This is a genomic window from Vagococcus fessus, assembly GCF_003987565.1.
GTDB lineage: Bacteria > Bacillota > Bacilli > Lactobacillales > Vagococcaceae > Vagococcus_D > Vagococcus_D fessus.
Window position 1 is genome coordinate 39,400 of record NZ_NGJY01000005.1, and the last position, 12,142, is coordinate 51,541.

General features: G+C 37.6%; 13 protein-coding genes and 1 other RNA gene. 10 read left to right on the plus strand and 4 right to left on the minus strand.

All coding sequences use genetic code 11. The features are described from left to right. Position 1 precedes the first annotated feature (1 nt). From CBF31_RS10280 to CBF31_RS10315, 8 genes are all read left to right on the plus strand, one after another. The gene (locus CBF31_RS10280) at positions 2 to 763 is read left to right on the plus strand and encodes an iron ABC transporter ATP-binding protein (RefSeq protein ID WP_126832702.1); all 762 of its coding nucleotides are present in this window, start codon (positions 2 to 4) and stop codon (positions 761 to 763) included. Between the two features lie 57 nt (positions 764 to 820). Beyond that, on the plus strand, positions 821 to 1,774 hold the full coding sequence (locus CBF31_RS10285; protein WP_126832704.1) for a siderophore ABC transporter substrate-binding protein: 954 nt from the start codon (positions 821 to 823) through the stop codon (positions 1,772 to 1,774). 98 nt (positions 1,775 to 1,872) lie between these two features. After that, positions 1,873 to 2,487, plus strand: coding sequence for a DUF1054 family protein (locus CBF31_RS10290; RefSeq protein WP_126832706.1), 615 nt, complete (start codon positions 1,873 to 1,875; stop codon positions 2,485 to 2,487). 172 nt (positions 2,488 to 2,659) lie between these two features. After that, the gene (locus CBF31_RS10295; RefSeq protein ID WP_126832708.1) at positions 2,660 to 4,117 is read left to right on the plus strand and encodes an amidase; all 1,458 of its coding nucleotides are present in this window, start codon (positions 2,660 to 2,662) and stop codon (positions 4,115 to 4,117) included. After that, a complete protein-coding gene (locus tag CBF31_RS10300) occupies positions 4,117 to 4,974 on the plus strand; it encodes a transporter substrate-binding domain-containing protein (protein WP_126832710.1) in 858 nt (285 codons plus the stop codon). Before CBF31_RS10295 ends, CBF31_RS10300 begins: the two co-directional genes overlap by 1 nt. Next, positions 4,974 to 5,642 carry an amino acid ABC transporter permease gene (locus tag CBF31_RS10305; RefSeq protein ID WP_245977959.1) on the plus strand — a complete coding sequence of 223 codons (669 nt, stop codon included), beginning with the start codon at positions 4,974 to 4,976 and terminating at the stop codon, positions 5,640 to 5,642. Before CBF31_RS10300 ends, CBF31_RS10305 begins: the two co-directional genes overlap by 1 nt. A gap of 204 nt (positions 5,643 to 5,846) precedes the next feature. Further along, positions 5,847 to 6,857 (plus strand): class I SAM-dependent methyltransferase, encoded by a 1,011-nt coding sequence (locus CBF31_RS10310; protein WP_126832712.1) that lies wholly within the window; start codon positions 5,847 to 5,849, stop codon positions 6,855 to 6,857. 23 nt (positions 6,858 to 6,880) lie between these two features. Further along, positions 6,881 to 8,065 (plus strand): acetate/propionate family kinase, encoded by a 1,185-nt coding sequence (locus tag CBF31_RS10315; protein WP_126832714.1) that lies wholly within the window; start codon positions 6,881 to 6,883, stop codon positions 8,063 to 8,065. Positions 8,066 to 8,158: 93 nt separating this feature from the next. On the opposite strand, the gene CBF31_RS10320 is transcribed toward CBF31_RS10315, so the two are convergent. The 4 genes from CBF31_RS10320 to CBF31_RS10335 all read right to left on the minus strand — a co-directional run bounded on the left by CBF31_RS10320 (position 8,159) and on the right by CBF31_RS10335 (position 10,523). Beyond that, positions 8,159 to 8,623 (minus strand): universal stress protein, encoded by a 465-nt coding sequence (locus tag CBF31_RS10320; RefSeq protein ID WP_126832716.1) that lies wholly within the window; start codon positions 8,621 to 8,623, stop codon positions 8,159 to 8,161. Between the two features lie 23 nt (positions 8,624 to 8,646). Further along, a complete protein-coding gene (locus tag CBF31_RS10325; RefSeq protein WP_126832718.1) occupies positions 8,647 to 8,931 on the minus strand; it encodes a hypothetical protein in 285 nt (94 codons plus the stop codon). Between the two features lie 68 nt (positions 8,932 to 8,999). After that, a non-coding RNA gene (gene ssrS / locus CBF31_RS10330) (6S RNA) lies at positions 9,000 to 9,188 on the minus strand. A 66-nt stretch (positions 9,189 to 9,254) separates the two neighbouring features. Further along, a complete protein-coding gene (locus CBF31_RS10335; protein WP_126832720.1) occupies positions 9,255 to 10,523 on the minus strand; it encodes a replication-associated recombination protein A in 1,269 nt (422 codons plus the stop codon). Between the two features lie 173 nt (positions 10,524 to 10,696). Here CBF31_RS10335 and CBF31_RS10340 point away from each other — a divergent pair, with 173 nt between their 5' ends. Beyond that, positions 10,697 to 11,176, plus strand: coding sequence for a DUF3013 family protein (locus CBF31_RS10340; RefSeq protein ID WP_126832722.1), 480 nt, complete (start codon positions 10,697 to 10,699; stop codon positions 11,174 to 11,176). Between the two features lie 12 nt (positions 11,177 to 11,188). After that, complete coding sequence (prmA, locus tag CBF31_RS10345; protein ID WP_126832724.1) at positions 11,189 to 12,139, plus strand: 50S ribosomal protein L11 methyltransferase; 951 nt, start codon at positions 11,189 to 11,191, stop codon at positions 12,137 to 12,139. Positions 12,140 to 12,142 lie beyond the last annotated feature (3 nt).

Genomic DNA, 12,142 nt, shown 5'->3' on the forward strand with positions numbered 1-12,142 from the left:
TATGAAAATTGAGAAAGTATCCAAAAAGTACGGTAAAAAACCTGTCGTAACAGATGTTGATTTACCAATTTCAGAAGGAAAATTAACTGCCTTTATCGGACCTAATGGTGCAGGTAAAAGTACACTATTGTCGATGATGAGTCGTTTGATTGAAAAAGATACGGGTGAGATTTACCTGGCAGGGGACGAAGTAAAGTCATGGAAACAAAATGACTTAGCTAAAAAATTATCAATTTTAAAACAAGCGAATGCCGTCACTTTGAAAATTACGGTTCGTGAGTTAGTTGCCTTTGGTCGTTTTCCTTATAGTAAAGGTCGTCTGACTAAAGAAGATAATCGAAAAATTGATGAGGCATTGGAGTATCTTGGTCTAACGGATTTGCAAAATGAACCGATTGATTCGCTTTCTGGCGGGCAACTACAACGAGCGTATATTGCAATGGTATTTGCTCAAGATACAGATTATATTTTACTGGATGAGCCACTTAACAACTTAGATATGAACTTTGCGGTTCAAATGATGCAGACGTTACGTCGTTTGGTAGATGACCATGGCAAGACGGTTGTCATTGTGTTACATGATATTAATTTTGCTTCGAGTTACGCAGATGAAATTGTGGCGATGAAGAATGGGCAAGTCTATAAACATGGCCCGACGGATGACGTGATTCAAAAGGAAGTCCTTGATAGTTTATATGACATGAGTATTCGTGTGTGTGAGTTAGAGGGCAAACGTTTCTGTCTTTATTTTAATGAATCTTAATGGCATCAACTACCTTAAAAAAGGAAATTAAAAACGGAAAGGATGAAGGTTAAGATGATGAGAAGAACAAAGTTTAAAGTATTTGGAATTGCACTAGCAGGAATGTTAGTTATGGCAGGATGTTCAAAGTCTGTTGATAATAAAAAGGATAATGCGGAGGGTGACAAGGTTAGTCAAGTCATCACTGTGGAAGATGCATCAGGGAAAGTTGAAGTGCCTAAATCTCCGAAAAAAGTAGTGGTCTTTGATATGGGATCACTTGATACGATTCGTGAATTAGGGAAAGAGGATACAGTTATTGGGGTTCCTCAAAAGAATTTACCTAAGTACTTAGAAAGTTTTAAAGAGGTTGAATCAGTTGGTGGACTTAAAGAACCAGATTTAGAAAAAATTAATCAATTAAAACCAGATTTAATCGTAATTTCAGGACGTCAGGAAGATTATAAAAAAGACCTTGAAGCGATTGCGCCAACGGTTTATTTATCAGTAGATAGTTCTAAAACATGGGAATCAACAGTAAGCAACATTAATACGTTAGCTAAAATCTTTGACGAAGAAAAAGTAGCGAAAGAAAAAATAGCAACGATTGAAGATAAAATTAAAACAGTTAAAAAAGAAGCACAAGCAAGTGGGTTGAAAACATTGACGACCTTAGTTAATGAAGGTCAATTATCAGCTTATGGCGAAGGGTCTCGTTTCGGTATCGTTCATGATACATTTGGTTTCCCTGTAGCTGATGATAAAATTGAAGCGTCAACACATGGTCAATCCGTGTCTTATGAATATGTGTTAGAAAAAAATCCTGATATTATTTTTGTGGTAGACCGTACGAAAGCAATTGGTGGCGATACGTCTCAAAATAATGTAGCGAAAAATGAATTAGTGGCTCAAACAAAAGCAGGCCAAACAAATAAAGTGGTCTCTTTAACACCGGATGTATGGTATTTATCAGGCGGCGGTATTAAGTGTACAGAATTAATGCTTGAAGATGTTGAAAAAGCATTAAACTAATCGATTAAGGAAGTGTGGCTTAGGTCATGCTTCTTTTTTATATTTGAGTAGAAGATATGCTATGATAAATAAGACTGAGAAGAAGAGGACGTGAAAAAATGTTTGAGTATCAAGATTTTGATGTATTTGAAGTAGAAGGCTTAGATGAACGTATGGCAGAGGTCAGACGTGTCATTCAGCCGAAGTTTCAAGTGTTAGATGAACGCGTGGTTAAAGAGTTAGAACCGTTATTGGGAGAGGAATTAATTATTCATATTGCCCAGCATAGACGCCGTACGACGAATGCACCAGATTTCACCTGGTCCGCTATGGGTGGCGATAAGCGTGGCTATAAAAAGTATCCCCATTTCACGTTAGGGATTAATGTGGAGTATATCGTGATGTGGCTATCGTTTATTGATAACCCGCTTAATGAAAAAGCGATGGCGGATGCTTTAATGAAAGAAGAGGAGTTGTTTGCTTCGCTGCCAGAAGATTTCATGATTAATTTGGACCATACGGTTAATACCTATCATTCTCTTAAAGAAGCCGATTTAACGGCGGCTTTAACAAGATGGCGTGATGTGAAAAAAGGAGAGTTCCAATTAGGGCGCGTCTTACTTAAAACAGATGAGTTATTAAATCAACCAGAAAAGGCAATAGATTATATGGTTGAGACCTATGTTAAATTAGTTCCATTCTATCAACTAACTCGCCCGATGAGCCAAGTTTAAAAAACGAAAAAACCAAAATTGTTCTTTTGTATGAAGGAGAAATCCCATCATATCAAGGAGCAATTTTTTTTTGCGTTGCGTTAGAAGGGAATAAAAGGTTAAAAAAGCAGATTTACTTTCACAAATAATGAGCCTTGCTATAATCAATATGGTTGTAGGAAAGGAGATCATCATGAGAGACGCAACGTTTTGGGCGGAACAAGTTCGTGAAAAGAATGTGTCGCCAGTTGAATTATTAGAAGAAACGAATCGAAAGATTGAAAGGTTAAATCCGTTGTACAATGCGGTAGTTGAGCATGATTTATCCTGTGCATTGAAGCAAGCTGAACAATCAGTTATAGAAGGTCCTTTTGGAGGTGTGCCGATTGCACTTAAGATGTTAGGACAAGATAAAGCAGGCATGGGGTCAACCTCAGGCTCTCATTTATTTAAAGAGGTAAGGAGTAGTCGGACTGACTTTTTTGTAGAGCGTTTAGAAAAAAATGGGTTTATCCCTTTTGGTAAAACAAATGCCCCGGAGTTCGGGTTTAAAAATGTAACAGACCCAAAACTTTATGGCGCAACAAAAAATGTGTGGCATACGGATTATCATGCGGGTGGGTCTAGTGGTGGAGCAGTTTCGGCTCTTGCTAGTGGGATGTATCCAATAGCGGCAGCGAGTGATGGTGGTGGTTCTATTCGGATACCCGCGAGTTTTTCAGGTGTAATTGGCTTAAAACCAACACGAGGAAGTATGCCAACAGGTCCTTCAGGATGGAGAGATTGGCAAGGCGCTTCTATTAATTTTGCACTAACGGTTTCGATGCGTGATACAGAAACATTATTCAAAAATATGCAAGGTAATCATGTAGCAGCACCTTATCAAGCACCATTGTTAAAAGAAAATACGTCGAAAAAACAGTTAAGAATTGCATGTTGTGCCACGTCTCCAATTGGTAATAAAGTCTCCGATGAGGCAATGGAAGCTTACTATAGTGCCTGTGATTTTTTAGCTAATCAAGGTCACGAGCTTGTTGAGATACCGTATCCAGTAGATGGGATGATGCTCATCCAAAGTTATTATCAAATGAACGGAGCTGAGACGGATAATATGATGTCTCAGATTGAACAAGGCTTAGGAAGAGCACTTCAAGTAGATGATATGGAACCCATGAGTTGGGGGATTTATCAATATGGTAAAAAAATGAAGGCGAAGGACTATATCTCGGCTCTAGGAAAATGGGATGCAGCGGCCTATCAGATGGAGCAATTATTTGAAACGTTTGATTTGTTTTTATCGCCAACTGCTACTGGAGTGGCACCGAAGCTAGAGACTGATTTACAAAGTGACGCGATTAGACAGCGATTGTCAAAAGCGGAGTCAGCTAGTTTGGAAGAATTAGAACAGGTTGTTTTTGATATGTTTCATGACAGTTTGAAAATTACACCGTACACTCAGTTAGCTAATTTGACGGGTCAACCGTCCATCAGTTTACCTATTTACGTTAGTCCATTAGGGTTACCAGTAGGAGTTCAGTTTATGGCATCAAAAGGTCGAGAAGATCTTTTATTTCAAGTGGGTCGAGAATTTGAAGTGAACAATCAATTTATTTTACCTGATTATTATAGAAAAGAAAGTGGGACAATATAATGAAAAAAAGTTGGTTAGTAGGATTAGGAATTGTAGCGGCAAGTGTATTATTAGTGGGGTGCTCATCACCCAAGGAAGATAAAGAGAAAGCTGCACCGAAAGATGACAGTTGGTCAAAAGTTGAAGAAGCTAAAAAAATGGTTGTGGCGACATCAGGTACTTTATTCCCGTCATCATATTACAATGATAAGAATGAATTAACAGGTTACGATGTTGAAATTGCTAAAGAAGTGGCGAAACGCTTAGGTGTTGAAGCTGAATTTAAAGAATACAATGTAGATGGTACGATCGCATCATTAAAAAAAGGAACGGCTGATTTTGTAGCCAATGATTCTTCAATGAATGAAAAACGTGAAAAAACATTTGCGTTATCAGTTCCATTGAAACATTCTTTTGATAGTATGATTGTACGTAAAAGTGATAATTCAGGTATTAAAGAGTTAGAAGATTTAAAAGGAAAGAAAGCAGCAGGTGAAGGTACAACAGGTTACATGAAGATGGCGGAGCAATTTGGAGCGGAGTTAGTAAGTTATGACAATGCTACAAATGACCAGTATTTAACTGATGTAGCTAATGGACGTACTGATGTGATTATTAATGATTACTATTTACAAAAAATGTCAGTGGGTGCGTTGCCAGATATCCCTGTTAAAATTTTAGAAGATGTTTACTTTAATGCCTCAACATCAGGGTTTTTATATCTAAAAGAACATAAAGCGATACGTGAAAAAATTGATGGCGTATTAAATGAGATGAAAGATGATGGAACGTTAACTAAAATTTCAAAACAGTTCTTCGATACGGATGTTTCGGTAGAACCCAAAGTGAAAATTGATCGTCGAGTGGAAGTGGACTAATGTTAGCCATGGTTTACGTTCCAAAAATTAATGTGAGTTTGATGATTGACTCTCTTCCTTATATTTTGCAAGGGTTACCTTATACGATAGGGATTAGTGTGGTGACGTTTATATTGGGAAACATTGTCGGAATAGTTCTAGCTGTACTAGGATTACTGCCCTTAAAAATAGTACAATTGATTATTAAATTTTATTTGTCATTTTTAAGAGGTGTACCGGGTTTAGTTTTATTATTCCTATTGTACTTTGGTTTACCCATTCAGTTGAGTGCCCTACAAGCTGTGATTATTTGTTTTACTTTAACAAGTAGTGCTTTTATCGGAGAGATATACCGTGGGGCAATCTTGGGCGTTGATGAGGGACAGTGGGATGCGGCGCGCTCACTTGGGATGTCATTTACACAGGTGATTGGTCATATTATAATGCCGCAAGCATTTCGTCTAGCATTGCCAGCTTTAGGGAACGTGGCGATGGATTTGGTAAAAGGGACCTCTTTAGCGGCGATGATAACTGTGCCAGAGATGTTTCAAAAAGCAAAAATTATCGGTGGTCGCGAATTTGATTACATGAGTTTATATATTCTCGTCGCGATTATTTATTGGTTATTGTGTATTGGGATTAGCTCAGGTCAAAAACAATTAGAAAAGCGCTTTAAATTAATGGCATAAAATTAAATATAAGAAAATGCACATCTTAAACCAAGTAGAGAAATCAGGTTTGAGATGTGTATTAGTTTTAGTCGAAAATACCGCAATAGAGGATTAGAAGATAAATAAGATAAGTAGCTAAAAAGCTTGAATATTGCTAGTAATTTCGCTAAAATGGGTAAGGTACATAAATTGTTATATTATACAAAGGAAAGAGATGAGAGAATGCCTCAAAATAAGATTGAATCAGGTTTTAATTTACTAGACAACGCCATTCAATTGTTACAGTCGTCTTTAACTATTTCTTTTGTAGATGCCTACATTGAAAACGGCGAAAACATGAACGATGATTATCAAGTGCGTGTAGAAGATAATTTACCCGATGATGAAACAAAAACTAAAATCGAATCTTTATACCAAGAGTTCAAAGTATTAGAGCTTGAAGTAGAAGAACGTCGTAAAGTTAGCCAATTGTTACTTCTTAAAGGGACAATGTCTGAACAACTACAACCTAATCATCAGTTAACACCTGATACTTTGGGCTTTCTATTTGTCTACTTAGTGGAACAACTAAGTCCACAAAAGGACAAGCCACTTATTATCAATGATTTAACTGTTGGAATGGGCAATCTACTCCTAACGGTGATGACAAACTTGCAATTAGCAGGTTATCACACGCAAGGGAATGGGATTGATGTAGACGATACATTGTTAGCTGTGACTGCTGTTACAACAGAATGGTTAGAACAAGCTGTTCAGTTGTATCATCAAGATAGTATGCAACACTTATTAATCGAACCTGGTGATGTAGCGATTGCGGATCTGCCAATTGGTTACTATCCTCATGATGAGCAAGCGAGTAAGTTTGTGACAAGCACGGAGGAAGGGCATAGTTATGCGCACCATTTATTAATGGAGCAAAGCATGAATTATGTGAAGGAAGATGGTTTCGGACTGTTCTTAGTTCCAAGTAACTTCTTAGAAACAGACCAAGCTTCTGAACTTAAAACATGGTTGACAGAGAAGGTATACTTGCAAGGGGTCTTGCAGTTGCCGGAGAGCTTATTTAAAAATAAACAATCACGTAAATCAATTATCATCATCCAAAATCGTGGTGATGTAAGTAAACAGGCCAAAGAAGTCCTGCTAGCAGACGTCCCTTCGCTTAAAGATGGACAGCAAGTGCAACAATTTTTCAAAGAATTCAGTACGTGGAAGAACAAAAACTTAATCTAACAAACAAAAGGAGTGCTTTAAACATGTCAAAAACAATCGCAATCAATGCTGGTAGTTCAAGTTTAAAATGGCAATTATTCGAAATGCCACAAGAAGAAGTAATCGCGTCAGGTATCGTTGAAAGAATTGGTTTAAACGATTCTATCTTCACAATCAAATATGGTGAAGGCGAAAAATTCAATGAAACATTAGACATTAACGATCACGAATTTGCTGTAAGCCGCATTTTCGAAAAAATGATCGAATTAAACATCATCGGTTCATTCGATGAAATCACTGGTGCTGGACACCGTGTTGTTGCCGGTGGAGAAGACTTCAAAGAGTCAGCTTTAATCGATGACGAAGCGTTAGCTAAAATCGAAGCTCTTGCTGAATTTGCACCATTACATAACCCAGCTGAAGCTAAAGTTATTCGTATTTTCCAAAAATTAGTTCCTGGAGCTGTAAACGTTGCTGTATTTGATACATCATTCCATACAACAATGCCAGCTGTAAACTACTTATACAGTATCCCAATGGAATACTATGATAAATATCAAGCACGTAAATATGGTGCTCACGGTACTAGCCACCGTTATGTAGCTGATCGTGCTGCTGATATGTTAGGTAAAGACATCAAAGACCTTAAAATTATTACATGTCACCTAGGTAACGGTGCGTCAATCACTGCCGTTGATGGTGGTAAATCAATCGATACTTCTATGGGATTCACACCACTTGCAGGTGTTACTATGGGAACTCGTGCTGGAGATATTGATGCATCATTATTACCATACTTAATGGAAAAAGAAGGCTTAACAGATATTAAAGATATGGTTGATATCTTAAATAAAAAATCAGGTTTACTTGGTTTATCAGGTATTTCAAGCGACATGCGTGAAGTTGAAGAATCAGATTCAGAAAATGCTAAATTAGCATTAGAAATCTTTAACAATCGCGTTCAAAAATACATTGGTAGCTACATTGCTGCTATGAACGGTGTTGACGCAATTGTCTTCACTGCAGGTATTGGTGAAAATGGTGTTGAAGTTCGTGAAGAAATCATTAACGGCATCACTTGGTTCGGTTGTGAAGTTGATAAAGAGAAAAACAATGTTCGTGGTAAAGAAGTTGTTATCTCAACTGACGACTCAAAAGTTAAAGTATTATTAATCCCAACTGACGAAGAAGTTATGATTGCTCGTGACGTTGAAGCGTTAAAAAACTAATAACTATTAATTAAAAGGTAGAAGTCTTAGGACTTCTACCTTTTTTTATAAAAAAATAAGCCTTCTCTTAAAATAAGAGGAGGCTTATTAAAATTACTCTTCAGTTTGTTTGTTTTCTAAATCTGTTCTAACAACAAGGACATCACAGTGAGCGTGACGGATAACATATTCTGATACTGACCCAATTAATAGACGTTCCACAGCATTTAAGCCTGTTGCACCAATCATGATTAAGTCTACATTGTAGTCATCAGGTAATTGACGAGAAATTAAAGTCTTAGGTGTGCCGTATTCTACGATAGGCTCAATTGTTTCTAGTCCTTGAAGATTAGCGTAACTTACTAATTCATCTAAGGTTTTCTTAGCCATCTCTGTTGCCTGTTGCGCTAAGTCTTCATCAAAAGATGAGATAGTTTGGAAAGCACGTGTGTCGATAATGTGTGCCAAGATTAATTTGGCGTTGTTTCGTTTAGCAACGTTGACCGCTTTTTTGAAAGCGAGCTCCGCTTCATCTGATCCGTCGACTGCAACTAAAATTGTTTCGTATTGTTCAAACATGTCAAACACCTCATTTCATAATTTTAAGAAAGTGATTTAGCAAATTTAATACTAAAAATAGCAGATGTTAAAATCACTAAACAGATATAGATAATGGCAATCAATTGGTGATTTAGTAAGAATGCAGCTAGACCTAAAGCGCTAAAAAGCAAGCAGGCTTTACTGAATTTCTGTAACGTTTTATCGATAGTCTGACTATCTTCTTCAGTTGTGCCGAATATTTTGCAGATGGACTCTGAGTGTGAATTTAAGTATTTTGCAGTAATAAGTAACACGATAATAATAATAGCGAGTAAAATTCTAATCATGGTAAAGCTCCTTAATAGAATAAAAAGCAACTTGCTTGAGCAAATTGCTTAGGATGTCTTAATTGTGGGTAGTGTCCGTCGATGCCGTTGATCACGCCGTAGTATTGATCCCGCAGTAAGCAGGTGGGCTTCGCTATCCAAATGTCAAACTACCAAGAGATAAGGCTTGTTTTCCTTTTGAATTCGTTGAATCCCGATGTAATACTAAAATTGTTCGGTCAACACAGAGTGGAGTGACTCGAACATCACAGATTACCCATCTCTATAATAGCATAGGACTACGAAGTCTTCAATGGAAACACTTTCTCTTGCCATCGTTATTTTTAAGATAATTTTGTTATTTCATGATAACGCTGAGCGAGTGCTTGCTCGTATTTACCTGTTAATTTAGGTTCATAGTAGCGCGCGTTTCGTAATTTATCAGGTAAGTACTGTTGTTTTACCCAGCCAGATGAAACAGCATGAGGATATTGGTAATCGACTCCGCGGTTCAAGTCCTTTGCCCCTTTGTAGTGGCTATCTTTTAGATGGTCAGGGATGAAACCTGCTTTACCATCTCTGATATCGGCGATAGCTGCATCAAGTGCGACATAACTTGAGTTTGATTTAGGGGATAGGCATAAATCAACAACAGCATTTGCTAGAGGTATCCGTGCTTCTGGAAATCCTAATTTTTCAGCAGCTTGGACAGCACTAACTGTTCGTGCTGCAGCAGGGGGATTTCCTAAACCAATGTCTTCATAAGCAATCACCATTAAGCGTCGACAGATAATAAATAAATCGCCTGCTTCAACTAATCGACCTAAATAATGAAGAGCAGCATTAACGTCACTGCCTCGAATTGATTTTTGAAGGGCAGAGATAACATCGTAATGACCGTCACCATTTTTATCGTGTGTTAGTGATTTCAACTGGATACATTCTTCGATGATAGCTAGCGTAATGGTAATCGTACCGTCTTCGTCAGGTTCTGTTGATTTAACAGCTAATTCTAAACCGTTTAAAGCGCTACGCAAGTCACCATTAGTCGCGCGTGAAAGGTGAATGAGTGCCAAGTCTTCGATGACAATAGTTTCGTTACCTAACCCTCGTTCTTTATCATGGAGTGCAGCCGTAATCGCACTGACGATATCGTCTTCTGTTAAGGGTTTGACTTCAAAAATTTGTGTCCGGCTCCTAATGGCAGGATTGATGTTAATATAAGGATTTTCAGTCGTCGCACCGATTAAAATGATTTTCCCATTTTCTAAATGAGGCAGTAGGAAATCTTGTTTAGTTTTATCTAGGCGATGGATCTCATCTAGTAATAAAATGACAGTGCCGCTCATTTTTGCTTCTTCGGCAACGATTTGTAAATCTTTTTTAGTATCAGTCGCAGCATTTAACATGCGAAAAGCGAATTGAGTTGAGCCTGCTATGGCACTTGCGATACTTGTTTTCCCTGTGCCTGGTGGGCCATATAAAATCATAGAGGATAACATTTCGGCTTGAACCATGCGTCTAATAATTTTTCCTTCGCCGACCAAATGGTGTTGTCCTACAACATCTTCTAAAGTTTTGGGGCGCATACGAAAAGCAAGTGGTTGATGCATATTATCTCTCCTTATTTGTTAAATGTAATGTTCCTATTATAACATAGATTTTATCGTGACCTTGCCTTAACAGATTTGAAAAGAGTAGTCGCCTTTTAACCTAGAAATCGTTATAATAGGAAAAGGACTTGCTGACGATTTAAAAGGTCGGTTAAAGAGAGAGGGATGAAACGATGAAAAAAGATAATATGTTGTACTTTTTAGAAGCACAATTAGAGAAAAAATTTGGCGATTACGATTTCGCGATTGATTGGAATACAAAAAATCATACGGTAGAAGTGATTGGAGTTATTTATGCTCAAAATCAAACAGACCAAGCGATTGAAGATACAGAAGGTGTTCATTCTGAAGAAGAGGTTATTGAATTTGAAGACAGTTTAGTATTATATAATCCAGATAAATTCACACCAAATGAAGAAGAGTACTTAGCGATGATTCCTTATGAAGGTAAAAAAGGGATTCAAAAACGTGTTCTTGTAGCAGTGGCGACTTATTTTAAAGACGTGTTAACTGAGGGTGAAAGTGATTTATTAGATTTCTTAGGTGATGAAGAAGCGGAAGTATTTGAACTTAAATGGGATAACGCCGCATTTGAAAAAGTATTATCAGAAGTGACTGGCTTAACAGACTACACAGCCTATCCAAAATATTAAGAGGTGACGACAATGAGATGGACAGAATTAAAAGTAACGACAGCGAGTGAAGCGGTTGAAGCGGTTTCCAACATTATGATGGAAGTCGGTGCGAGTGGTGTCGCAATTGAAGATGCATTAGATATTGAAAATTTTGTAGGCGATGCTTATGGTGAATTATTAGATGCCGAAACCATTGACCATATCTCTGAAGGGGCAATGGTTATGGCTTACTTCCCAGAGACAATATTCTTACCAGAATTACTACCGACTATCAAAGAACGTATTGCTAAATTGCCAGAATATGGGTTAGCAATAGGTGAAAATAAACTAGAAATTAATGAAGTAGCAGAGGATGACTGGGCAACGGCTTGGAAAAAATATTATCACCCTGTTAACATTAGCCGCTATTTAACAGTTGTACCAAACTGGGTAGACTATGAGGTTAAAAATCCTGATGAAAAAATTATCAAACTTGATCCAGGTATGGCTTTTGGAACAGGAACACATCCAACGACAATGGTGAGTCTACATGCTCTTGAAATCGTGTTACGCGGTGGAGAGACAGTTTTAGATGTAGGAACAGGTTCAGGTGTCTTAAGTATCGCCAGCAAGCATCTAGGTGCGGATAAAGTCTATGCTTATGACTTAGATGAAGTAGCAGTGGCTTCAGCACAAGAAAACATGGACATGAATCCCGTTGCATCAGACGTGCAAGTGAGTGCGAACGATTTATTAAATGGAGTATCGATTCAAGCGGATGTTGTCGTTGCTAATATTTTAGCTGAAATTATTTTACGTTTAATTCCAGATGCTTGGAACATCGTTAAGCCTGGCGGTAAATTCATCGTTTCAGGTATTATCCAAGATAAAAAAGAAGAAGTTATGGATGCGTTAAAAGAAATTGGTTTTACCGTATCAGAAATTCTACAACAAGGGGATTGGTTTGGTATTATCTTAACAAAACCAGTTGAAGGAGAGTAAGCG